The 22722-nt window shown below is 67.9% G+C and carries 28 protein-coding genes; 14 read left to right on the top strand and 14 right to left on the bottom strand.

What is annotated here, in order from left to right; genetic code table 11:
- Positions 1-53 precede the first annotated feature (53 nt).
- The 3 genes from Q8K49_RS04805 (at position 54) to Q8K49_RS04815 (ending at position 2915) form a co-directional block, all read left to right on the top strand.
- Entirely contained in the window at positions 54-788 is a 735-nt protein-coding gene (locus tag Q8K49_RS04805; RefSeq protein WP_305304469.1) for a hypothetical protein, read from the top strand.
- A 337-nt stretch (positions 789-1125) separates the two neighbouring features.
- Entirely contained in the window at positions 1126-1659 is a 534-nt protein-coding gene (locus Q8K49_RS04810; protein WP_305304470.1) for a hypothetical protein, read from the top strand.
- Positions 1656-2915, top strand: a complete 1260-nt coding sequence (locus Q8K49_RS04815) for a DNA-packaging protein (protein ID WP_305304471.1) — start codon at positions 1656-1658, stop codon at positions 2913-2915. The genes Q8K49_RS04810 and Q8K49_RS04815 overlap by 4 nt, the downstream gene beginning before the upstream one ends.
- Before the next feature lie 193 nt (positions 2916-3108).
- On the opposite strand, the gene gmk is transcribed toward Q8K49_RS04815, so the two are convergent.
- From gmk to Q8K49_RS04855, 8 genes are all read right to left on the bottom strand, one after another.
- Positions 3109-3750 (bottom strand): guanylate kinase, encoded by a 642-nt coding sequence (gmk, locus tag Q8K49_RS04820; RefSeq protein WP_305304472.1) that lies wholly within the window; start codon positions 3748-3750, stop codon positions 3109-3111.
- On the bottom strand, positions 3740-4624 hold the full coding sequence (locus Q8K49_RS04825; protein WP_305304474.1) for a YicC/YloC family endoribonuclease: 885 nt from the start codon (positions 4622-4624) through the stop codon (positions 3740-3742). The genes gmk and Q8K49_RS04825 overlap by 11 nt, the downstream gene beginning before the upstream one ends.
- Positions 4621-5763, bottom strand: coding sequence for an endolytic transglycosylase MltG (gene mltG / locus Q8K49_RS04830; protein ID WP_305304475.1), 1143 nt, complete (start codon positions 5761-5763; stop codon positions 4621-4623). The genes Q8K49_RS04825 and mltG overlap by 4 nt, the downstream gene beginning before the upstream one ends.
- Positions 5763-7043, bottom strand: a complete 1281-nt coding sequence (gene fabF / locus Q8K49_RS04835) for a beta-ketoacyl-ACP synthase II (protein ID WP_305304476.1) — start codon at positions 7041-7043, stop codon at positions 5763-5765. The genes mltG and fabF overlap by 1 nt, the downstream gene beginning before the upstream one ends.
- Before the next feature lie 107 nt (positions 7044-7150).
- Positions 7151-7390: an acyl carrier protein gene (locus tag Q8K49_RS04840; RefSeq protein ID WP_055830235.1), complete on the bottom strand. Its 240-nt coding sequence runs from the start codon at positions 7388-7390 to the stop codon at positions 7151-7153.
- Positions 7391-7604: 214 nt separating this feature from the next.
- Positions 7605-8345, bottom strand: a complete 741-nt coding sequence (gene fabG / locus Q8K49_RS04845) for a 3-oxoacyl-[acyl-carrier-protein] reductase (RefSeq protein ID WP_305304478.1) — start codon at positions 8343-8345, stop codon at positions 7605-7607.
- A gap of 83 nt (positions 8346-8428) precedes the next feature.
- Positions 8429-9385, bottom strand: coding sequence for an ACP S-malonyltransferase (gene fabD, locus Q8K49_RS04850; RefSeq protein ID WP_305304479.1), 957 nt, complete (start codon positions 9383-9385; stop codon positions 8429-8431).
- Positions 9386-9454: 69 nt separating this feature from the next.
- On the bottom strand, positions 9455-10861 hold the full coding sequence (locus tag Q8K49_RS04855) for an FAD-binding oxidoreductase (protein WP_305304481.1): 1407 nt from the start codon (positions 10859-10861) through the stop codon (positions 9455-9457).
- 56 nt (positions 10862-10917) lie between these two features.
- On the opposite strand from Q8K49_RS04855, the gene Q8K49_RS04860 reads away from it, so the two are divergent.
- The 3 genes from Q8K49_RS04860 (at position 10918) to Q8K49_RS04870 (ending at position 12900) form a co-directional block, all read left to right on the top strand.
- Positions 10918-11328 carry an NUDIX hydrolase gene (locus tag Q8K49_RS04860; protein ID WP_305304482.1) on the top strand — a complete coding sequence of 137 codons (411 nt, stop codon included), beginning with the start codon at positions 10918-10920 and terminating at the stop codon, positions 11326-11328.
- Between the two features lie 93 nt (positions 11329-11421).
- Positions 11422-12438: an SPFH domain-containing protein gene (locus Q8K49_RS04865; protein ID WP_305304483.1), complete on the top strand. Its 1017-nt coding sequence runs from the start codon at positions 11422-11424 to the stop codon at positions 12436-12438.
- Positions 12439-12441: 3 nt separating this feature from the next.
- Complete coding sequence (locus Q8K49_RS04870) at positions 12442-12900, top strand: NfeD family protein (RefSeq protein WP_305304485.1); 459 nt, start codon at positions 12442-12444, stop codon at positions 12898-12900.
- Here Q8K49_RS04870 and rnhA read toward each other — a convergent pair.
- Complete coding sequence (gene rnhA, locus Q8K49_RS04875; RefSeq protein ID WP_305304487.1) at positions 12897-13340, bottom strand: ribonuclease HI; 444 nt, start codon at positions 13338-13340, stop codon at positions 12897-12899. The two genes, Q8K49_RS04870 and rnhA, sit on opposite strands and share 4 nt — an antisense overlap.
- An 86-nt stretch (positions 13341-13426) precedes the next feature.
- Here rnhA and Q8K49_RS04880 point away from each other — a divergent pair, with 86 nt between their 5' ends.
- The 5 genes from Q8K49_RS04880 (at position 13427) to Q8K49_RS04900 (ending at position 16093) form a co-directional block, all read left to right on the top strand.
- A complete protein-coding gene (locus Q8K49_RS04880; RefSeq protein WP_305304489.1) occupies positions 13427-13642 on the top strand; it encodes a hypothetical protein in 216 nt (71 codons plus the stop codon).
- A 443-nt stretch (positions 13643-14085) separates the two neighbouring features.
- The gene (locus Q8K49_RS04885; RefSeq protein WP_305304490.1) at positions 14086-14304 is read left to right on the top strand and encodes a twin-arginine translocase TatA/TatE family subunit; all 219 of its coding nucleotides are present in this window, start codon (positions 14086-14088) and stop codon (positions 14302-14304) included.
- A gap of 41 nt (positions 14305-14345) precedes the next feature.
- The gene (gene tatB, locus Q8K49_RS04890; protein ID WP_305304491.1) at positions 14346-14867 is read left to right on the top strand and encodes a Sec-independent protein translocase protein TatB; all 522 of its coding nucleotides are present in this window, start codon (positions 14346-14348) and stop codon (positions 14865-14867) included.
- Positions 14864-15748, top strand: coding sequence for a twin-arginine translocase subunit TatC (gene tatC / locus Q8K49_RS04895; RefSeq protein ID WP_305304492.1), 885 nt, complete (start codon positions 14864-14866; stop codon positions 15746-15748). The genes tatB and tatC overlap by 4 nt, the downstream gene beginning before the upstream one ends.
- A 72-nt stretch (positions 15749-15820) precedes the next feature.
- Positions 15821-16093 (top strand): hypothetical protein, encoded by a 273-nt coding sequence (locus tag Q8K49_RS04900; RefSeq protein WP_305304494.1) that lies wholly within the window; start codon positions 15821-15823, stop codon positions 16091-16093.
- Positions 16094-16170: 77 nt separating this feature from the next.
- On the opposite strand, the gene glnA is transcribed toward Q8K49_RS04900, so the two are convergent.
- Together glnA and Q8K49_RS04910 are read right to left on the bottom strand one after the other, a co-directional pair.
- Positions 16171-17577 carry a type I glutamate--ammonia ligase gene (gene glnA / locus Q8K49_RS04905; protein WP_305304495.1) on the bottom strand — a complete coding sequence of 469 codons (1407 nt, stop codon included), beginning with the start codon at positions 17575-17577 and terminating at the stop codon, positions 16171-16173.
- 72 nt (positions 17578-17649) lie between these two features.
- Positions 17650-17988, bottom strand: coding sequence for a P-II family nitrogen regulator (locus tag Q8K49_RS04910; protein ID WP_305304496.1), 339 nt, complete (start codon positions 17986-17988; stop codon positions 17650-17652).
- A 119-nt stretch (positions 17989-18107) separates the two neighbouring features.
- On the opposite strand from Q8K49_RS04910, the gene Q8K49_RS04915 reads away from it, so the two are divergent.
- The 3 genes from Q8K49_RS04915 (at position 18108) to Q8K49_RS04925 (ending at position 20696) form a co-directional block, all read left to right on the top strand.
- Positions 18108-18935, top strand: a complete 828-nt coding sequence (locus tag Q8K49_RS04915) for an NAD(P)H-hydrate dehydratase (protein WP_305304497.1) — start codon at positions 18108-18110, stop codon at positions 18933-18935.
- A gap of 72 nt (positions 18936-19007) precedes the next feature.
- The gene (yaaA, locus tag Q8K49_RS04920) at positions 19008-19775 is read left to right on the top strand and encodes a peroxide stress protein YaaA (protein WP_305304498.1); all 768 of its coding nucleotides are present in this window, start codon (positions 19008-19010) and stop codon (positions 19773-19775) included.
- A 72-nt stretch (positions 19776-19847) separates the two neighbouring features.
- On the top strand, positions 19848-20696 hold the full coding sequence (locus Q8K49_RS04925) for a 3-hydroxybutyrate dehydrogenase (protein WP_305304500.1): 849 nt from the start codon (positions 19848-19850) through the stop codon (positions 20694-20696).
- A gap of 3 nt (positions 20697-20699) precedes the next feature.
- Here Q8K49_RS04925 and Q8K49_RS04930 read toward each other — a convergent pair whose 3' ends face one another.
- The 3 genes from Q8K49_RS04930 to Q8K49_RS04940 are packed head-to-tail and all read right to left on the bottom strand — an operon-like array spanning position 20700 to position 22722.
- Complete coding sequence (locus tag Q8K49_RS04930; protein WP_370867730.1) at positions 20700-21617, bottom strand: L-threonylcarbamoyladenylate synthase; 918 nt, start codon at positions 21615-21617, stop codon at positions 20700-20702.
- Positions 21614-22189 (bottom strand): YceI family protein, encoded by a 576-nt coding sequence (locus tag Q8K49_RS04935; protein ID WP_305304502.1) that lies wholly within the window; start codon positions 22187-22189, stop codon positions 21614-21616. The genes Q8K49_RS04930 and Q8K49_RS04935 overlap by 4 nt, the downstream gene beginning before the upstream one ends.
- Entirely contained in the window at positions 22168-22722 is a 555-nt protein-coding gene (locus Q8K49_RS04940) for a cytochrome b (protein ID WP_305304503.1), read from the bottom strand. The genes Q8K49_RS04935 and Q8K49_RS04940 overlap by 22 nt, the downstream gene beginning before the upstream one ends.

A 22722-nucleotide genomic window follows, 5' to 3' on the forward strand; every position in this document is an offset into this window, starting at 1 on the left:
CCAGGACGACCCTTCGGACTCATTTATCAAATGACGGGGTTTTGGGGGCGCGGGTGAGGATCGCCATTTTAGAAGCTCAGGTGAGCACGGCCTTGAAGCCCGTTGAAGCTTGGCTGTCGGGCCACGGTGATGACCTCTTGGTCGAACTAATCGGCGGGCTTCCGTTTCTGCTCTTCGACGTGCTGATCATCGTCGTCCTGCTTCCGTTGGCGTTGGATGTTTACAGGAAGGTTCGCACGCGGCACCTCAGGGCCGTCGCCCTTGCTCAACTGTGCGCCATTCATAGCAGTATCAGGAGCCTTTTAGCTAATGGCTCTCACTGGGGAAGCCTTGAGGCCGATCCCATAGAGCATCGAAAAGTGTTTGAGAGTGCGATTTCAGAAGCACGTCAACGTTTGAGCACGGGCTGTCCGATTTACATGGGACTGCTTGACGATGAGTCGGCAACAATGCTGTTGAAAGCTAACCATTCGCTCGAATATGTGATAGATTTTCTGATCTACCACGTCACCTATCCGGCTGAGCGAATACCAAGTCAGCATCAGCAATGGGCGGAATCTATCGCTTGGAGCCACTATTCCGAGTTGAACGCCATGGAACGACGGGTCAATCGGCTCATGAGGAAGCCGTTGTTCGAGATTGACGAAGACCCCGAGCGGTCAAATCCCCTCGTGGCGGCAGTCGAGGGGGCGATGAAGTTGCGTCGAAGGGGTTGGACCTACGAAGGGCCAAACTCGATCCTTATTCCAAGACGCCGCAAAGGCAGGGCACAGGCCGCCAAAGCGTGAATTTGAGGGGGCGCCTCACGCGAGACCACGTCAGGACGAAGCGTTTCGGCCTAACCGATCCGATGAGGTCCGAGGGCTCGATGTCAGGGTTCCACCCGTTGCGGGCATTCCGACGGTCCGTTTTCGGGCTCCGGTGACCGACCACTACAATCCCTCCTCGATACCCTCGACATCGCGGCCCTCGACATCCTCGACATCCGGTACACCCGCGACAATTGCTGGCCATCCGCCGTCAGCCTCCACAATCCCGCGCGCCAACCGTCTGATCCGCCACGGCTTCCACCCGCCGACAGCGTCCTGATCCCGCCATAGGAAGCGGCGGGGCGATACTGGCGGGATGAAACAGACAGCGCCCAAAAAACTCCGCCGAAACTACAAGATCCGCAGCAAGCGGGTCTGGACCCTGATCCGCGAGCGGTATCTGGCGGGCGAGAGCGCGCCGCGGCTGGCCGAGGTGTTCGATGTGACCGAGGCGGCGATCCGGGCGCGGGCGGGGCGGCAGGGCTGGACCAAGCGGTCGCTGGCCGAGGCGACGCCGCCGGCGCCGGCGGACGCGGGACTGGCCGAGGTGATCGCGGGGCAGCTGGACGGGGACATGACGCCGCGCGAGGCGGCGCGGCTGGCGCTGGGCGAGGCGGTGAAGCTGTTGCGCAGCGGCCGGATGGGGCTGGCGGGCGAGGCGGCGCGGGTGGCCGATGTGATGGGGCGGGCGGCGGCGCGGCTGGGGGATGAGGCGGCGGCGGACGCCGAGCCGGATGAGGCGGCGTTCGAGGCGGTGCGCCGCAAGGTGTTGGGGATGGCGGCGGCGGTTACCCCTCCACCGCCCTTCGGGCGGTCCCCCTCCCCGCTGAGCGGGGAGGAGACGGTTTGAGCGTCCTTGATCGGCTGGACGCCCTGTCGCCCGCCGAGCGGCGGTTGCTGGCGGCGGACTGGGCGGTGACGGCGCACCAGGGGCAGGGGGCGCCGGCGGGGGACTGGACCACCTGGCTGGTGCTGGGCGGGCGTGGCGGGGGCAAGACAAGGGCGGGGGCGGAATGGGTGGCGGACCGGGCGCGGGCGGGTGGACGCATCGCCCTGGTGGGGCAGAGCCTGCATGACGTGCGCGAGGTGATGATCGAGGGGCCGTCGGGGGTGCGCGCCCTGCCCCGCTATGGCCTTGGCGGGCGGCCGCGCTGGGAGGCGAGCCGGCGCAGGCTGGTCTGGCCGAACGGGGCGGTGGGGATGGCGTTCTCGGCGGAGGACCCGGAGTCGCTGCGCGGGCCGCAGTTCGGGGCGGCGTGGGCGGACGAGTGGTGCGCGTGGCCCAGAGCGCGCGGGGGCCCCGAGGCGACGCTGGCATTGTTGCGGATGGGGCTGAGGCTGGGGGACCGGCCGCGGCTGGTTCTGACCACGACGCCGAAGCCGACGGCGGCGTTGCGGCGGCTGTTGAAGCAGCCGGGGCTGGCGCGGTCGGACCTGCCGACGCGGATCAATGCCGAACATCTGGCCCCGGCGTTTCTGGACGGGCTGGAGGCGCTGTACGGCGGGACGCGGCTGGCGGCGCAGGAACTGGACGGGCGGGTGGTCGAGGGGGAAGGGGCGCTGTTCACGCTGGCGATGATGCGGGCAGCGCGGGAGGCTGAGAGGCCGGAGCGGTTCGAGCGAGTGGTGGTGGCGGTCGATCCGCCGTGTTCGGCGGACGGCGACGCCTGTGGAATCGTGGCGGTCGGGCGACGGGACGGGAAGGCCTGGGTGCTGGCGGACCGGACGGTGCGCGGGCGGTCGCCGCAGGGCTGGGCGAGGGTCGTCGCGCGGGCAGCGGTTGAGTTCGAGGCCGTGCGGGTGGTGGCCGAGGCCAATCAGGGCGGGGAGATGGTCGAGGCGGTGCTGAAGGCGGCGGGCGTGGGCTGTCCGGTCAAGCGGGTGCATGCAAGGGTCGGCAAGCGGGCGCGGGCCGAGCCGGTGGCGGCCCTGTACGAACAGGGCCGGGTCCGGCATTGCGCCGATCTGGCCGAGCTGGAGGAGGAGTTGATGGGGCTGGGCGAGGACGGCGGGGGGAGTCCGGACCGGGCCGATGCGCTGGTGTGGGCGGTGACGGACCTGCTGATCGACGGGGGCGGGTTGGGGCCGAGGGTGAGGGTGGTTTAAGGTGTGGGGTGTGGGGTGTGGGGTGTGGGGCGTGGCGCCCCCAACGCCGTCATCCTCGGGCTTGACCCGAGGATCAGACCATCCGGTGCTGACTGAGACGCCGTGCGGTCACGCTCGCGGGGCCGTCCCCGCCACACAGCACGGCGCAACGTCTGATCCCCGGGTCAAGCCCGAGGATGACGGCATGAAGCCGTCAGACCGCCTCGTTCAGCAGGGCGTCCTTGTAGGCATCGACCCAGATGTTGCGGAACCGCTTTGAGCGCTCCGCGTGGTAGATGTGGGCCAGTTCGGCGTAGCTGCGGTCGAAGTCGTCGTTGACGAAGACATAGTCGAAGTCGCCGCAGTGCTCGATCTCGCCCTTGGCGTTCTGGATGCGGCGTTCGATGACCTCATCGGCGTCCTGGGAGCGGGTGACCAGACGGCGGCGCAGTTCCTCGAGGCTGGGCGGCAGGATGAAGACGCGGACGGCGTCCTCGGGGCATTTTTCGGCGATGTCGCGGGCGCCCTGCCAGTCGATGTCGAACAGGACGTCGCGACCCTCGGACAGGGCCTTGTCGATGGGCGGGCGCGGGCTGCCGTAGCGGGCCCCGTGGACGTCGGCCCATTCGAGGAAGGCGTCGGCGTCGACGAGGCGCTGGAACCCGGCGTCATCGACGAAATGATAGTCGCGGTCGGCGACCTCTCCGGGGCGGATGCCGCGGGTGGTCATGGAGATGGACAGCTCCAGCCCGCCGTGGTCGGCCATCAGGCGGCGGCACAGGCTGGTCTTGCCGGCGCCCGAGGGGCTGGCGACGATCAGCAGGACGCCGCGGCGGGGATGGCGTTCATTCGACATTCTGGACCTGTTCGCGCAACTGTTCGATCACGGCCTTGAGCTCGAGGCCGATTCCGGTGAGCGCGGTCGTAGCCGATTTCGAGCAGAGGGTGTTCGCCTCGCGCATGAATTCCTGCATCAGGAAGTCGAGTTTGCGGCCGGCGGGGGGTTGCTGCAACAGGGTCCGGGCCGAGGCGACGTGGGCGGTCAGCCGGTCCAGCTCCTCGCGGACGTCGGCCCTGGTCGCGAGCGAGGCGGCTTCGAGGAATATCCGGTCCTCAAGACCCGGTGCGTCAGGGGCCAGTTCGGTCATGCGGCGCGCGAAACGGTCGCGGATGGCGATGGTCTGGGCCACGGCCTCGGTCTCGGCCTGGGCGACGAGGGCCGCGATGCGGGCAATGAAGTCGGTGATCACCGGCAGGAGTTGGGCCCCCTCGCGGTCGCGCGAGAGTTTGAGGGCGTCGAGCGCCTGATCGAGGGCGATGGCCATGGCGGCCTCGACGGCGGCGCGGGCATCGGGCTCGTCGATTTCCTCGGGCGCCTCCAGCACGCCGCGCAGGGAGAGCAGGCCGTCGGCCGAGGGCGGGGTGGCCCCCTCCTCCGCCAGCTGGTTGGCCAGGGTCAGGTAGCGGGCGAGGATGCCTTCGTTGACCCTGAACGCGGCGGCGCCGGGGGCCGCGCGGGTCGCCTGGACGCCGAGGGTGACCTGGCCGCGGCTGAGCCGGGCCTGGGCGGCGGTCCTGGCGTGGCGCTCGAGCGCGTCGAAGCCGGGCGGGCCGCGGAAGCGGACCTCCAGATTGCGACCGTTGACCGAGCGGGCCTCGACCGACCAGGACCAGTCGCCGTCCGCGCCCTCGGCCCGGCCAAAGCCGGTCATGCCCGAGATAGCGCTCATCCGGCGGGCGCCGGGGCGGGAATGCGGATCACCCGGGCGCCGGGCGGGACCGTCACGCCCGGCGGGTCGGCGTTATCGGTGATGGGAGGAACGACGGGCCCGGGCAACGGGACCGTCGGCGCCGGCTCGGGCGGCAGGCCCGCCCGACGGCGCTCGATTTCACGCCAGCGCGCGACATTGGCCCGATGCTCCTCATAGGTCCGGGCGAAGGCGTGGCCGCCCGAGCCGTCGGCGACGAAGAACAGTTCGCCGCTGGACGGGGGATTGAGCACGGCGGCGACGGCTTCGCGGCCCGGATTGGCGATGGCCGTCGGGGGCAGGCCGTCGATCTGGTAGGTGTTCCACGGGTTCGGCCGGTCCAGCTCGGACCGCCTCAGGCCCCGGCGCAGCGGCACGCCTTTGGTGATGCCGTATTCGATGGTCGGATCGCTCTCCAGCCGCATGCCGGAGCGCAGCCGGTTGGTGAAGACGGCGGCGACGCGCGGGCGTTCAGCGGCGACGCCGGTCTCCTTTTCGACGATGGAGGCCAGGATCATGGCCTCCTCGGGCGAACGGGCGACCGTGTTGGGGCCGCGCGCGGCCCACAGGCGGGCGAGGTTTTCGTCGCGGGCGCGGCGCATGCGGGCGATGACCGAGGGCCGGGTCTCGCCGCGGCTGATCTCATAGGTGTCGGGCCAGAGACTGGCCTCGTCCGGCGTGGTCTCGACCGTTCCGGTCAGTATGGGCTGGTCGTTGAGGATGGCGACCGCCTGCGCCGAGGACCAGCCCTCGGGCAGGGTGACATAGTGGCGGACCACCCGGCCCTCGACCAGCAGGACGAGGACCGAGCGCAGCGAGGCCTTGGTCGGCACCTCATATTCGCCGGCGCGCAGCTTGCGGTCGGCCCCGGTCAGGGTGGCGGCGGCCTTGAACATGTCGGTCGAACGGATCACGCCTGCCGACTTGAGGGTGGCGGCGATGGCGCTGACCCCCGCGCCGCTGGGTAGGGTGACGATCGTCGATTCGCCCGCCCGGGCCGACGGGCCGGGGGCGTAGAAGACGCTCCAGGCGGCAACGAGGGCGATGATCAGGAAGGTGCTGAAAGTCGCCGTGGCCGCCAGAAACGCGGTCTTGCGGCCCGATCGCCGCTCCACCGACATCAGGCGACCTTCCGGAAGATGACCGAGGCGTTGGTGCCGCCAAAGCCGAAGCTGTTGGACATGGCCACATCGATCTCCATCGGCTGGCCCTTGCCGCGCACCATGTTCAGGGCTGTTTCACGCCCGGGATTGTCGAGGTTGATGGTCGGCGGGGCGATCTGGTCGCGGATGGCCAGGATGCAGAAGATGGCCTCGATGGCGCCCGCGGCGCCCAGCAGGTGGCCGGTCATCGACTTGGTCGAGGACAGGGCGACGTTGGGGGCGTGGTCGCCCATCAGCTTTTCAATCGCCCCGGCCTCGATCCAGTCGGCCATGGTCGAGGTGCCGTGGGCGTTGACGTAGTCGATGTCGGCGGCGGAGATCCCGGCCCGCTTCACGGCCATCTGCATGGCGCGATAGCCGCCGTCGCCATCCTCGGCCGGGGCGGTGATGTGCCAAGCGTCGCCGCTCATGCCATAGCCGACGACTTCGGCGTAGATGGTCGCGCCCCGTGCCTTGGCGTGTTCGTACTCTTCCAGCACCACGATGCCGGCGCCCTCGCCCATGACGAAGCCGGAGTGGTCCTTGTCCCAAGGCCGCGAGGCCTTCTCGGGCGTGTCGTTGTAGGTGGTGCACAGGGCCTTGCAGGCGAGGAAGCCGGCGATGCCGATGGGGACGATGGAGCTTTCCGCCCCGCCGGCGACCATGACGTCGGCGTCGTCCAGCATGATCATCCGGGCCGCATCGCCGATGGCGTGGGCGCCGGTGGCGCAGGCGGTGACGACCGAGTGATTCGGCCCCTTGAGGCCGTGGCGAATCGATATCTGGCCGCTGGTCAGGTTGATCAGGGCCGAAGGGATGAAGAAGGGGCTGACGCGGCGCGGCCCCTGTTCCTTGAGGATGATGGCGGTGTCGGCGATGGGGCCGAGGCCGCCGATGCCCGAGCCGACCATGACGCCGGTGCGTTCGCGCTGTTCCTCGGTTTCCGGCTTCCAGTTCGCGTCGGCCAGGGCTTCGTCAGCGGCGGCTATAGCGTAGACGATGAAGTCATCGACCCGTTTGCGGTCCTTGGGCGACATGACCTTTTCGTGGTCGAACACGCCCGGCTGGTCGGGGGCCCCGCCCCCACGGCCGTCGACCGAGGGAATCTCGCCCGCGATGGTGCAGCCATAGCCCTCGGTGTCGAAATTGGTGATCGGACCGATGCCCGACCGGCCTTCGAGGATGCCCTTCCAGTTATGCTCGACGCCCCAGCCGAGCGGGGTGAGCAGACCGAGGCCGGTGACGACGACGCGGCGCATGAGCGCTCCTCGCTACAGAATCCTGACCGCAAACAGTAATGGCCGCCGGGCGGCCCCGCTAGGGGCGCGCCACGGCGGCCATCAAGGCCGTTCGAGAAGGGCGGCGATCAGCCGGCCAGCTTCTCGTCGATGAATTTCACGGCGTCGCCGACCGTCTGGATGTGTTCGGCGGCGTCGTCCGGGATCTCGATGTCGAATTCTTCCTCGAAGGCCATGACCAGTTCGACGTTGTCGAGCGAGTCGGCGCCGAGGTCGTCGATGAAGCTGGCCTTTTCAACGACCTTTTCCGGATCGGCGTCCAGGTGGTCGATGACGATCTTGCGGACGCGTTCCAGGGTGTCGGACATGGGTGTCTCTGCTTTCAGGGCCGCCACGGCGGCTGTTGTCTCTGTCTTGCCGTATGACGACGGCGCCGCTTTCGCAAGCCAATAACGGGACACGGCGGAAGCGGCTGCGACCGCCTTTAGCACAGCCACGGCGGGGGGAAAGACCTGTTACCGGGTTTGACCGCTCCGACGAGTGTCCTCCCCACGCCTGCGGCGCGGGGAGGAAAACTCCGGATCAGATCATTGCCATGCCGCCGTTGACGTGCAGGGTCTGGCCCGTGACGTAGGCGGCTTCGTTCGAGGACAGATAGACGGCGGCGGCGGCGATCTCGTCGCCCGTGCCGAGGCGGCCGGCGGGGATGGTCTTCAGGATGGTCTCGCGCTGCGCCTCGTTCAGCACATCGGTCATGGGCGAGGCGATGAAGCCCGGGGCGATGCAGTTCACCGTGATGCCGCGCGAGCCGACCTCCTGGGCCAGCGATTTGGAGAAGCCGATCATGCCGGCCTTGGAGGCGGCGTAGTTGGTCTGGCCGGGGTTGCCGGTGACGCCCACGATCGAGGTGACGCCGATGATGCGGCCCGAACGGCGCTTCATCATCCCCTTCATGGCCGCGCGCGACAGGCGGAAATAGCTTTCCAGATTGACCTTGATGACGTCGGTGAAGTCCTCGTCCTTCATCCGCATCAGCAGGCCGTCCTTGGTGATGCCGGCGTTGGCGACGAGGATGTCGAGCGGGGTGCCGGCGGCCTCCTCGGCGCGGGCGATCAGGCCGTCGACCGATGCGGCGTCAGACAGATTGGCGGCGGCGGCGAAGGCGCGCTCGCCGAGCTCCCCGGCCAGTTCTTGAAGCACGGCCTCGCGGGTGCCGGAGAGGACGACGGTCGCGCCCTGGGCATGCAGCGCCCGGGCGATGGCCCCGCCGATGCCGCCGGTTGCCCCGGTGACGAGGGCGGTCTTGCCGGTGAGATTGAACATGGGGGCTCCGCTAGTGGCGAGTGATTAGTGGCGAGTGGCGAGTAAGAGGCTGGGTCAGGCGGCGAGGCTTCACTCGCCACGCGTCACTCGCCACTCGCCACCAACTTCGCGAACGCTTCCAGCTCTTCCGGCGTGTTCAGCGCCACGCTCTCCGCGTCGGGGGCGATACGGCGGGCCATGCCGGACAGAACCTTGCCCGAGCCGATCTCGGCGAAACGAGTCACAACCCCCTCGCCCGCCATCCATTCCATGCTCTCGCGCCAGCGGACGCGGCCGGTGACCTGTTCGACCAACAGGCGACGCAGGACCTCGGGGTCCGTCTCCGGATGGGCGGTGACGTTGGCGACGACGGCGACCGAGGGGGCGACGAGGGTCGCGGAGGCCAGGGCCTCGGACATTTCGTCGGCCGCGGGCTGCATCAGCGGACAGTGGAAGGGGGCCGAGACGTTCAGCGGAATGGCGCGGGCGCCCAGTTCCCTGGCCTTTTCGATGGCGCGATCGACGGCGGCCTTGTCGCCCGAGATGACGATATTGCCGGCGTTGTTGTCATTGGCCACGACGCAGACGCCCACTTCCGAACCAGCCGCTGCGGCTGCCTCGGCCAGGGCCAGGTCGGTCTTCGGCCCGATCAGCGAGGCCATGGCGCCGCGGCCGACCGGGACGGCGCGCTGCATGGCCTGACCGCGCAGCTTCAGCAGCCGGGCGGTGTCGGCGAGGCTGATCGAACCGGCCGCGCACAGGGCGGAATACTCGCCGAGCGAATGGCCGGCGACGAAGCCGGCGCGGCTGACGTCGACGCCGAACTCGACCTTCAGGACGCGGGCGGCGGCCAGCGACACCGCCATCAGGGCCGGCTGGGCGTTCTCCGTGAGGGTCAGCTGATCCTCGGGGCCTTCGCGCATCAGGACCGACAGCTTCTGGCCCAGGGCGTCGTCGATCTCGGCATAGACCTCGCGGGCGGAGGCGAAGGCGTCAGCCAGGGCCGCGCCCATGCCGACCGACTGACTGCCTTGTCCGGGGAAAAGCAGGGCGAGGGTCATGGGCGAGCTCCGGCGGCGTTGAATCAGCCGGAGGGGTAGGACGGAAGCGCGGAGGGGGCAAGACGGGCGCTAGAACAGCACCGCAGGGTTCATGATCCGTTGCGGGTCGATCGCGGCGCGGACGGCCTGCATGGTCTTGATCTCCAGCGGCGACTTGTAGCGGCGCGCCTCGTCGGTCTTGAGCCGGCCCAGACCGTGCTCGGCGGAGATGGAGCCGTCGTAGCGCGCGACGATGTCGTGGACAATCTGCGAGCCCTCGGTCCAGCGGGCGAGGAAGGCCGGATGGTCCCCGCCGACCGGGCACAGGACGTCATAGTGAATATTGCCGTCGCCGACGTGGCCGAAGGCGGAGACTCGCGCACCGGGGTGGAAACGTTCAACGGCGCCGGTCGCCTCCTCAAGGAAGTCGGCGATGCGGGAGACCGGCACCGAGACGTCATGTTTCCAGCCGCCGCCCTCGGGCTTCTGGGCGGCGGACTGTTCCTCGCGCACCTTCCAGAAGGCGGCGCGCTGGGCGGCGTTCTGGGCGATGGCGGCGTCGGTGATCAGGCCGATCTCGAAGGTGTGGGTCAGCAGCCGGTCCATGGCCGCGTCGGCGGCCCCGGGCTCGCCCGAGACCAGTTCGATCAGGACGGACCAGGGCGGGGTCGAGTCCAGCGGCTCGCGCGTGTCCGGGATGTTGGTCAGGACGAATTCCATGCCGATCCGCTTCATCAGCTCGAAGGCCTCGACGCCGCCGCCGGTCTCGGCCTTGGCGCGAGCCAGAAGCTCGATGGCGGCGGCGGGCGCGTCGATCCCGACAATGGCGGTGGCCCGGCTGCGCATGACGGGGAACAGTTTCAGGGTCGCGGCGGTGACGACGCCCAAGGTGCCCTCGGCGCCGATAAACAGCTGTTTCAGGTCGTAGCCAGTGTTGTCCTTGCGCAGACGTTTGAGGCCGTGAAAAATTTCGCCGCTCGGCAGCACCGCCTCGATTCCCAGCACCAGGTCGCGCATGACGCCGTAGCGGATGACGGCGGTGCCGCCCGCGTTGGTCGAGATGACCCCGCCGATGGTGGCCGTGCCCTCGGCGGCGAGGCTGAGGGGGAACAGGCGGTCGGCAGCGGCGGCGGCCTGTTGGGCCTCCAGCAAGGTGACGCCGGCCTCGACCGTCATGGCGTCGTCCAGGGGCGTGACGTCCCGGACGGCGCGCAGCCTGCGGGTCGACAGCAGCACCTCGCCATAGGGAATCTGGCCGCCGACGAGGCCCGTATCGCCGCCCTGGGGCACGACGGCGATGCGATGCCCGGCGCAGACGCGAATGGCGGCGGCGACCTCGGCCGTCGAGCGCGGCGTCAGCATCAGCGGGGTGTGGCCCTGCCAGCGACTGCGCCACTCCGTCAGCCATGGGGCTATTTCGGCGGGATCATCGGTCCAGCCGCCGTCGCCGAGGGCGGATTTCAGGGCGGCGAGGGCGGTGGGCGATGGTGAGGTCATGGAACCCTTGTCTCAAAGTCGTGGGCGCGGCGAAAGGGCCGTGTCAGGGTCAGAGAATGACCGCCTCCCTGCCCGCTCCCGTTCCCGCCGTCGGCGTCGTCTGCCTGCGCGGCGACGAGGTCCTCCTGATCCGGCGCGGGACGCTGCCGCGGCAGGGCGAATGGAGCCTGCCGGGCGGGCGGATCGAACCCGGAGAGCGGGCGGTGAACGCAGCCTTGCGGGAACTGCGCGAGGAGACCGGAGTGGAGGCCGAGATCACCGGCCTGATCGATGTGGTGGACGGGCTGTTTCCCGAGGCGGGGCGGCACTATGTGCTGATCGACTACGCGGCGCGCTGGCTGGCGGGCGAGCCGGTCGCGGGGGACGATGCGGTCGAGGCGCGCTTCGTGACCCTTGACGAGGTCGAGGCCTTGATCGACTGGTCGGAGACCCTGCGGATCATCCGGATGGCCGTCGCCGCCCGCTAAGGGCCAAGATTACACGGATGTCATCTTCGCCCCGTCCGGTTTCTGTGGCGCGCCGGCCACAGGATGATAACCTGCGCGGGACAGGGAGATATCATGGACACCTCGGTTCTTTTCACGATCGCGCTGGTCGCGCTGGCCTTCGTGCTGCTGTTCAGCGTGGTCAAGATCGTGCCCCAGGGGCGCGAGATGACCGTCGAGCGGTTCGGCAAATACACCCGTACCTTGGCGCCCGGCATCAGCATTCTGACGCCGTTCGTCGAGCGGATAGGCCGCCGCATGAACATGATGGAGCAGGTGCTCGATGTGCCCCAGCAGGAGGTCATCACCAAGGACAACGCCATGGTGAAGGTCGACGCCATCGTCTTCATCCAGGTGATGGAGGCCTCGGCCGCGGCCTACCGGATCGAGAACCTGCCCTACGCCATCACCCAGCTGTGCTCGACCAATCTGCGCACCGTGGTGGGTTCGATGGAGCTGGACGAGGTGCTGTTCCAGCGCGACTCGATCAACTCTCGCCTGCTGACCGTGATCGACGCCGCGACCGAGCCGTGGGGCGTCAAGGTCAACCGGATCGAGATCAAGGATCTGACCCCGCCGGCGGACATCACCAACGCCATGGCCCGTCAGATGAAGGCCGAGCGGGAGCGCCGCGCCGTCATCACCGAGGCCGACGGTGAGAAACAGGCCGCCATCGCCCGCGCCGAGGGCGCCAAACAGGCCGCCATCCTGGAGGCCGAGGGTCGCCGCGAAGCCGCCTTCCGCGACGCCGAAGCCCGCGAGCGCGAGGCCGAGGCCGAGGCCAAGGCCACGGCCATGGTGTCCCAGGCCATCGCGGCGGGCGACGTCAACGCCATCAACTATTTCGTGGCGCAGAAATACGTCGAGGCCTTCGCCGAACTGGCCCGCAACCCGACGGCCAAGACGGTCATTGTGCCGGCCGAGATGTCCGGCCTCGTCGGCACCATCGCCGGCCTGGGCGAACTGGTCGGCTTGGCCCGGGAACAGCAGCAGAGCCGCAGCGACGTCCGCCGCGACGCCCCGCCGCCGCCGCCCGCCGCCGCTCGTCCGGCTCCGCCTCGCCCACCCCGCCCCTCCGTTCCGAGGACCTGATCCATGGAAGTCCTGACTGACCTGCACGCGGCCCAGCCGTTCTGGATCTGGCTGGCGTTGGGCGTACTCCTGCTGGCGGTCGAAGCGGCCTTTTCGACCGAATGGCTGCTGTGGCCGGCGGTGTCGGCGGGGGTGGTGGCCGTGGTCACCGCCCTGGGCCTGCCGCTGGGCTTCCTTGGCGAGGTCGCCCTGTTCGCGGCCCTGACCGTGGTCGCGACCCTGCTGTCGCGGCGACTGATCCAGCGGGTCAATCCGTCGGATGCGCCCGACATCAACGCCCGCGACGCCCGGCTGATCGGCCAGCGGGCCCAGGTGGTCCAGGCCTTCGTCGACGGCCGCGGCCGGGTGTTCGTCTCAGGCGCCGAATGGGTCGCCGAGATCGAGGGCGCCGCGCCGCCGGCGGGCGAGAGCGTGATCGTCGAGGGGATGGACGGGCCGAAGCTGAAGGTGCGGGCAGCCTAACCCGCCCGCAGATCCTCGATTCCGCGGTTCGCCAGGCCGTCGGCGCGCTCGTTCATTTCGTGGCCCGCATGGCCCTTGACCCAGTGCCATTTGACCTCGTGCCGGGCGCGGGCGGCGTCGAGGCGCTTCCACAGGTCCTCGTTCTTGACCGGCTTCTTGTCCGCCGTCTTCCAGCCGCGCGCCTTCCAGCCGTGGATCCATTCGGTGATCCCGGTCATGACGTATTTACTGTCGGTGTGCAGATCGACGCGGCAGGGCCGTGACAGGGCCTCCAGCGCCATGATGGCGCCCATCAGCTCCATGCGGTTATTGGTGGTCAGCGGCTCGCCGCCGCACAGCTCCTTCTCGTGACCGCCGCCGGTCTGCAGGATCGCGCCCCAGCCGCCGGGACCGGGATTGCCCTTGCAGGCGCCGTCGGTGTGGATGATCACATGGGACAAGGGCGAACTCTCGGTGACGGCTTCCCACCTCCGGTTGGTTGGAGGCGAATCCGGTTTGGCGTATGTTCCTAAGCGGGAGGACCGCCATGATCTATCTGAAGATAGAAGAGGTCGACGGAAAGCCGGTTATCAGGCTGGATCAAGAGAGTCTTGCGAAGCTCGGCGCGGGCATTGGCGATACGCTGTGGCTTCACGACGGCGGCTTCACGACGGCTTCAAGTGAAACCAGTGTTCAGGTCGCGATCGGCAAGCGGCTGATTGAAGAGCACATCGAAGTTTTCAAGGCCTTGGCGAAGACCTGACCGGTTCGGGCCAACAGCATGGCGACCTGACGCGGCAATGGCTTGGCGTCGCGCCTCTGACGCGCCAAGTTGCGGCACAAATGTTTGAACGGGCCGCGCATCGGTTCGAACGAGGAGACGGTTCGTGGGGTCTTTAAGTATCTGGCACTGGGCCATCGTCCTGTTTGTGTTCTGGCCATTGGCAGCGGCCATAACTGTCGTGCCCGTATGGCAAATCCTCAAGCGAGTCGGGATAGCCGGCTGGTTGAGTTTGCTAAGTGTCATACCGATTGTCGGGTTGGTCGCGCTTTGGGTAATGGCATTCAGCGCTTGGCCCAACGACAAGCACTGACAAGCTGTGGCGATCTGACACCGCTATCGCTTGGCGTCGCGCCTCTGAACGGCCTATATGCGGCACAAGTGTTTGAGCGGGCCGCATCTCGGTCCGAACGAGGAGACGGTTCGTGGGTTCTTTCAGCATCTGGCATTGGGCTATCGTCGCGATCATCGCCCTGCTGCTGTTCGGCGGGCGCGGCAAGCTGTCGGGCCTGATGGGCGACGCGGCCAAGGGCATCAAGGCTTTCCGTGAAGGCTTGAAGGACACCGATGCGGACAAGCCTTCGGACGAGCGCGCGGGCGCCCTGCCCCGCACCGACGCCGAAAAAGAAGACCTGAAGTCGTAGGCCCCGAATTGACGCCTGCATTGACGTCGGAGACCTGACGGATGGGTGGCCTCGGCCCCGGTATCGGCGGCTTTGAAATCCTGGTGATCGGCATCGTGGCCCTGCTTGTGGTGGGGCCAAAGGATTTGCCGTTGCTGATGCGCAAGATCGGCAAGGTCATGGCCAAGGCGCGCGCCATGGCCAATGAATTCCGCTCCAGCTTCGACGAAATGGCGCGCCAGTCCGAGCTGGACGAGCTGCGCAAGGAGGTTGAGGCCCTGCGCAGTGGTCAGGGCATGGTCCCGCTGGGGGCCGAGGCCGACGCCGCCTTCCGCGAGATCCGCGACGACCTGAACCGGCCGTTGGACGAGCCGGTCATGCTGGCCGCACCGGACGAATGGCCCGACAGCCCGCCGGTCATGGCGCCGCTTGAAGTCGAGGCCGAGCCGGCTCCGAAGGCCAAGGCAAAGGTTGCGGCGAAGCCCCGCAAGGCCACAACGAAAGCGACCGCCGCGCCCGGGGCCTCGATCAAGACCGCCAGCGGCAAGTCCCGGCCCACCCGCGCCAGGAAGGTCGATCCGTGACCCGGCTCGAAACCGACGAGGAGGAGATCGAGGCGTCGCGCGCGCCGCTGATGGACCACCTGATCGAGCTGCGGGGACGATTGGTGATCTGCGTGGCCGCCTTCATCATCGGCTTCATCGCCTGCTTCTATTTCGCCGAGCCGCTGTACATCTTTCTGGTCAAGCCGTTCGCCGCGGCGGCGGCCTTCCACCAGTCGGTCGGCCCCGGCGGCCATGTCTCGCCCCTGGACCTGATCCTCGGTACGGCGGGGCTCAAGCCCCTGCCGGGCGTCGACGGTCAGACGGTCAATCTGATCTACACGGCGCCGCTGGAAATCCTTTTCACCAAGATGAAGCTGGCCGGCTTCGGAGCCATCGTCGTGGCCTTTCCCGTCCTGGCCTGGCAGCTGTACCGGTTCGTGGAGCCGGGCCTGTACCGCAATGAGAGGGGCGCCTTCCTGCCTTTCCTGCTTGCGGCCCCGCTGCTGTTCCTGCTGGGTGCGGCCCTGGTCTATTTCGTCATGCTTCCGTTCGTCATGTGGTTCTCGCTGAGCCAGCAGATCACCGGCGGCGGCGTCTCGGCGGCCCTGCTGCCCAAGGTGTCGGACTATCTGAACCTGGTCACCGCCCTGCTGCTGGCCTTCGGCCTGTGTTTCCAGCTGCCGGTGGTGATGACCCTGCTGGGGCTGGCCGGCATCATCTCGTCCAAGGTCATGGCCGAGGGGCGGCGCTACGCCGTCATGGCCGTGGTCGTGGTCGCCGCTGTCGTCACCCCGCCTGACCCGATCAGCCAGATCATGCTCGCCATCCCGCTGGTGCTGCTCTACGAAATCTCGATCTTGTGCGTGCGGCTGATCGAGTTCCGCCGCAAGAAGGCCGATGCGGCAGAGGGAATGGCCTGACACCTGATCGGGAACCCGGAACCCCGGCCGAGCGTGGCCGTTTGCGAGGTGTTCCCATCAAGGAGTTCACCCATGATCACCGCCCATCGCCTAATCGGTGTCGCCACCCTCGGCGCCATCGCCTTCGCCACCGCAGCCTGCACCCCGGCGGACAACGACGCCGACGTCGTTGAGACTGACAAGACGACGATCATTGAGCGGCAAGTCCCTTCCGCGCCGGTAGTCGTCGAGCGTGAAGTCGCCGTCCCTGGCCCGCCCGTGGTTATCGAAAGCGATCGCCGGGGCGACAGCACCACGGTCCGCGCCGGCCGGGACGGCATCGAGGTCGAGACCACGAAGCGCTAGGTTCGAGGAACAAGGATGAAAAAGGCGCCGGACGGTTTCCCGTGCGGCGCCTTTGATGGTCCAGTTTCAGCCGCCGCTCAGCAGCTGTAGTACATGTCGAATTCGACCGGGTGCGGGTGCAGTTGCAGGCGCATCACCTCTTCCATCTTCAGCTCGATATAGCTGTCGATGAAGTCGTCATCCATGACGCCGCCCTTTTTGAGGAAGGCGCGGTCCTTGTCGAGGTTGTCCAGCGCCTCCTTCAGCGAACCGCAGACTTCCGGGATCGAGCCGCGCTCTTCCGGCGGTAGATCATAGAGGTTCTTGTCGGCCGGAGCGCCCGGATCGATGCGGTTCTCGATGCCGTCCAGGCCGGCCATCAGCAGGGCCACAAAGGTCAGATAGGGGTTGCCCATCGGATCGGGGAAGCGGGCTTCGATGCGCTTGGCCTTGGGCGAATTGACCCACGGAATCCGGATCGAGGCCGAGCGGTTGCGGGCCGAATAGGCCAGTTTCACCGGGGCTTCATAGCCGGGGACCAGCCGCTTGTAGGAGTTGGTGGTCGAGTTGGCGAAGGCGTTGATGGCCTTGGCGTGTTTGATGATGCCGCCGATGTACCAGAGGCAGAGGTCCGACAGGCCGGCGTATTTGTCGCCCGCGAACAGCGGCTTGCCGTCGCGCCAGATCGACTGGTGCACATGCATGCCCGAGCCGTTGTCGCCGAAGGTCGGCTTGGCCATGAAGGTGGCCGACTTGCCATAGGCGGCGGCGACGTTGTGGATCACGTACTTATAGAGCTGCAGGCGATCGGCCATGGTCAGCAGGTCGCTGAACTTCAAACCCAGTTCGTGCTGGGCCGGGGCGACCTCGTGGTGGTGCTTCTCGGGCTGCATGCCCAGGTCGCGCATGACGCCCAGCATCTCGCCACGCAGGTCCTGGGCGCTGTCGGTCGGATTGACCGGGAAATAGCCGCCCTTGTGGGTCGGGCGATGGCCCATATTGCCTTCGGAATATTCGGCGCCGGTGTTGGCCGGCAGCTCGATCGAGTCATAGGCGTAGCCGGTGTCGTGCGGGGCGGTGCTCCAGCGCACGTCGTCGAAGATGAAGAACTCGGCTTCCGGCCCGAAGAAGACCGTGTCACCCACGCCCGAGGACTGGACATAGGCCAGGGCCTTCCTGGCCATCGAGCGGCTGTCGCGATTATAAGGCTCGTTGGTGTCGGGGTTCAGCACGTCGCAGAACAGGAACATCGTGGTCTGCTGGTAGAACGGATCGATCCATGAATGGGTCAGGTCCGGCTTGAGCAGCATGTCGGACTCGTTGATCGCCTTCCAGCCGGCGATCGACGAGCCGTCGAACATCGTCCCTTCCTCGAGGAACTCTTCATCGACCAGGTCGATGTCGAAGGTGACGTGTTGCATCCGACCCTTGGTGTCGGTGAAACGGAGATCGACGTATTTCACGTCCTTCTCCTTGATCTCCTTGAGAATCTTGCCGGCGCTCATATCTTGTGGATCCTGTCTGGGGGGAGGAAGGAAAGCGGCCGCGCCTTGCGGAACGGCCGGTCGATGGAGATGCTATACAGCCTGTGCGCCGGTTTCGCCGGTGCGGATGCGGATGACGTCGAGGACGTCGGAGACGAAGATCTTGCCGTCGCCGATCTTGCCGGTGCGGGCGGCGGCCTGGATGGCGTCGACGACGGAGTTGACCATGTCGTCGGGAACCACCACCTCGATCTTGATCTTGGGCAGGAAATCGATGACGTATTCGGCGCCGCGATAGAGTTCGGAATGGCCTTTCTGGCGACCATATCCCTTGGCCTCCAGCACGGTCATGCCCTGCACGCCCGCGTCCTGGAGCGCTTCCTTCACTTCATCCAGCTTGAAGGGCTTGATGACGGCTTCGATCTTTTTCATGGCGATCCCAGGCGGGCCAATTCGTGCCGCACACTTGGACCGCAAGGGGACATTGCATTGCACAATAAGGCAAGTGTTTTTCGTCCGGACTCGCCATCCGTGAACCGATTACAGGCCCGGTGACCCATCCCGTCCTGTCCGACTGGCGTGACGCCCTTCCCTGGCCCGACCGGGACACGCACAAGCACGCGCGAGGGCGGCTGGGCGTCGTCTCGGGCAAGGCGAGCCAGACGGGCGCCGCGCGGCTGGCGGCGCGGGCGGGCCTGAGGATCGGCGCGGGGGTGGTGCGTATCCTTTGCCCTCCGGATGCAACGGCTGTGATCGCGCCGGCTATTGAGGCGATCATGCTGACCCCGTTCGGCTCGGATGAGGCCCTGGAGGAAGCGGCTGAGGTGCTGGACGCCGTCGTCATCGGTCCGGCCGCCGGGATCAATGACGCGACACAGGCCAATGTCCGCGCCCTGGCCGGGACGGGCGCCGCCCTGGTCGTGGACGCCGACGGACTGACCGTGTTCGAGGGCTGGCCCGCGGACCTGTTCGACGTGCTGGACCGCGACGATGTCCTGACCCCCCATGAGGGCGAGTTCCGGCGGCTGTTTCCCGATCTGCTGCAACAGGGCCGAGAGGCGGCGGCGGCCGGGGCGGCGAAACAGGCGGGCGCCGTGGTGGTGCTGAAAGGGGCGGCGACAGTGATCGCGGCCCCGGACGGGCGGCTCAGCGTGAACGACAACGGGTCGCCCTGGCTGGCGACGGCGGGCAGTGGCGATGTACTGGCGGGGATGATCGGCGGGCTGATAGCGCAACGGATGGACAGTTTCGACGCGGCCCGAGCGGCCGTGTGGATGCATGCCGAGGCGGCGCGGGGGTTCGGGCCGGGGCTGATCGCGGAAGACCTGCCGGACCGGATTCCGGCGGTGCTGGCGGCGCTTTATTCACAGACCAACTGACCGCGACCCCGCATCCGGTTCAAATCGTCACCGAAGCGGCCTATCTCGACGCAACCCCGCCGGAGTCCTGTCTTGTTGATCGTCCTGTCCCCGGCCAAGCGGCTGGATTTCACCGAAGCCGATCCAGGCCTGCCCGCGAGCGAACGGCGCTTTCTTGAGGACACCGCCTCCCTGGCCCGGACGGCGCGCGGGCGCACGGTGGCCGAACTGCGCCGGTTGATGAGCATTTCCGACGATCTCGCCCGGCTGAACCGCGAGCGGTTTCAGGCCTTCGACGCCGAGTCGACCGACGGGGTGCAGGCGGCCTTCGCCTTTGCCGGGGACGTCTATGAAGGCCTGAAGGCGCGGGAGCTCGACCCAGCGGGCCTGACCTTCGCCCAGGAGCATGTGCGGATTCTGTCGGGCCTGTACGGCCTGCTGCGGCCGCTGGATCGCATTCAGCCCTATCGGCTGGAAATGGGGGCGCGGCTGAAGACCCGGCGCGGGTCCAGCCTGTACGACTTCTGGGGCGACCGGATCGCGAAATGCCTGAATGCCGACGCGGAGGGTCAGGCCGACCGGACCCTGGTGAACCTGGCCAGCCAGGAATATTTTGGCGTCGTGGACGCCAAGGCGCTGAAACTGCCGGTGGTGACGCCGCATTTCCGCGAATCGAAGGATGGCGAGAGCCGGATCATCTCCTTCTTCGCCAAGAAGGCGCGTGGCGGCATGACACGGTTCGCTATCGATGAGCGGATCGACCGGGCCGAAGACCTCAAGGCTTTCGACCGCGACGGCTATCGCTTTGACAAGGCGGCATCGAGCGAGACAGAGTGGATATTCATCAGGTCGGGAAATTAATCCCGACTGTCGCCTTCGCAACCGCGAACAGCTAGGCTGGCGACACAAGACTGACGGACGGACGAGACCCCTATGTTCCAATGGCCCAAACGTGGTGACGGCTCAGAGACGGCGAGCGAGCCCTTCCGCGACGTCGGCGACCTGAAGGGCCAGGTGGCGGTGATCTCGGGCTCGACCTCGGGAATCGGTCTGGCCTTCGCCCGCGCCATCGCCTCGCGCGGCGGCGATGTGGTGTTGAACGGGCTGGGCGACCCATCCGAGATCGAACGCACCCGGTCCGGGCTGGAGGCCAGCTGCGGCGTCCACGTACGCTACCATGCCGCCAACATGCTGCGCGGCGACGAGGTCGCCGACATGGTCGCCTACGGCAAGCACCAGCTGGGCCGGGTCGATATCCTGATCAACAACGCCGGCGTCCAGCACGTCGAGGCGGTCGAGAAATTCCCCTCGGACAAGTGGGAACAGATCATCGCCATCAACCTGTCCTCGACCTTCTACGCAACCCGCGCGGTGATCCCGATCATGAAGGCGCAGGGGCGCGGCCGGATCATCAATGTGGCCTCGGCGCACGGCCTCGTCGCCAGCCCCTACAAGTCCGCCTATGTCGCGGCCAAGCACGGCGTCATCGGCTTCACCAAGACGGTGGCGCTGGAAGTCGCGCAGGACAACATCACCTGCAACGCCCTGTGCCCCGGCTATGTCGAGACGCCGATCGTCGAGAAACAGATCGCCGACCAGGCCCGCACGCGCGGCATGTCGAGGGAGGCGGTGCTGAAAGAGGTTATCCTCGGCTCGCAGCCGACGAAGCGGTTCGTGACGACGGACGAGCTGACGGGGATCATGCTGTATCTGGTCAGCGACCTCGGCGCCTCGGCGAATGGGGCCAGCTTCTCCATCGATGGCGGGTGGACGGCCCAGTAGCGCTCAACCCACAAACCCCGCCGCTCGCCTGAGCCGATCGTTGATCGCTTCGCCCAGACCAGTCGGCGGAATCGGCGACACCGCGATCCCTGCCGGACGTTCACGGTCCGCCTCGCGCAGCCGCCGGAACAGATTGGCCGCCGCCTCGCGCAGGTCGCCCGAGGGGCTCAGGCTCCAGCGCAGCTGACCCACCCCGGGACCGAAGCCGAGCAGGATTTCGCCCGCTCGCGCCGCCTCGGCCTTGATCCGCACCGGCGCGTCGGGCGCATAGTGCAGGGCCATCCGGCCGGGGGAGCGGTGGCCCTCCCCGTCCCGGTCGAGTGGGCCGACAACGGCCTCGATCTCCTCGCGGGTGACGGAGCCGGGGCGCAGCAGGGATACGCGTCCGTCGAGCACCGAGACCACGGTGCTCTCCACCCCGACGGCGCAATCGCCGCCATCGATCAGCGCCGCCGCGAAGGCCCCGGTCTCCTCGACCGCGTCGGCGAAGGTGGTGGGGCTGGGCCGGCCCGAGCGGTTGGCCGAGGGCGCGACGACGGGGCGGCCGAAGGCGGCGATGACGGCGCGGGCGCGGGCATGGCCCGGCACGCGGACGGCGACGCTGTCCAGACCCGCGCGGGCCAGGTCGCAGACCCGGTCGCGATCCCGGACCGGAGCCACGATGGTCAGCGGTCCGGGCCAGAAGGCCTCGGCCAGCGCCCGCGCCCGCGCGTCGAACACAGCGACGGTCTCGGCCTGCACCGCGTCGGCGACATGGGCGATCAGGGGGTTGAAGCGTGGGCGGCCCTTGGCCTCGAAGAGGGCGGCGACGGCGACGGCGTTCCCGGCGTCGGCGGCGAGGCCATAGACGGTCTCGGTCGGGAGGATGACGAGGCGGCCGTCGGCCAAGGCGCGGGCGGCCTCGGCGTCGGACACAGTCAGGCGCGGTGCGCCTGAAGCGCCACCCGCACCGTCACCTGCTGTCCGACCAGCCTGTTCCAAGGCCCCGATGTCCCTATGCCGAAATCCGCGCGATTCAGGATGAACGCGCCCGCCAGATGCGCCCGGTCGCCGGTGACGCGCAAGTCTACGGGGAAGGCGACCGGCCGGGTCACTCCCTTCATCGTCACCTCGGCGCGGGCCGTGTAGCGGTCGCCGCCCAGCGGCTCCAGCGCCCGCAGGTCGAACCGGATCAGCGGATAGCGGGCGGCGTCGAGGAAGGCCGGGCCGGTGGCGCGCCCTGACGCCACGGCGGGCGACATGGTCAGCGAGGCGGACTGGACCACCACCGTGGCCCGCGTCCGGTCAGGGTCGGCGGGGTCGAAGGCGATGTCGCCCCGCCAGTCGGCAAACCGGCCGCTGTGGGCGCCGCCGAAGGCCCGGACCGACATCTCGATCCGGGAAGCGTCCCGATCGACCATCCACGGGATCGCCGTCGCCCCCGTCTGGGTCAACAGGGCCAGGACGGCGAACGCCTGGACCGCCCGCCGCCTCACGGCCGTCGCGGGATCCACGGGATCATCCGGTGCAGGACATTGTCCCGGTCGACGAATTGATGCTTCAGCGCCCCGACGATGTGCAGCACCACCAGGGCGATCATCAGCAGACCCGCCAGCTCGTGGGCCTCCATGATGGCGCCCGCCAGTTCACGATCCTGCGGCAAGGGCAGCAGCGGCCAGTTGAACAGGCCGAACCATGGGATGGGTCGTCCCGCCGCCGAGGATGCCGCCCATCCCCCCAGGGGCAGGCCGATCAACAGTATGTAGAACAGGACGTGACTGGTGCGCGCCAGCAGCCTTTGCCAGCGCGGCATCTCCGACGGCAGGGCTATGGCCGGGTTGGCCAGGCGCCAGCCCAGTCGCACGAGGGTCAGCACCAGTATGCTCAATCCGGTTGACTTGTGGAGTTGCAGATACTCCCGCGCCGACGGCTGGCCTTCGGTCGCCAGATAGAGGGCGATCAGCATCAGTTGCGTCACCACCAGGGCGGCGATCAGCCAATGCAGGATCAGCGAGACGGTGGAATAGCGGTTGCGCGGTTCAGCCAT

This window comes from Brevundimonas sp., assembly GCF_030682035.1.
In the GTDB taxonomy this organism is placed as follows: domain Bacteria; phylum Pseudomonadota; class Alphaproteobacteria; order Caulobacterales; family Caulobacteraceae; genus Brevundimonas.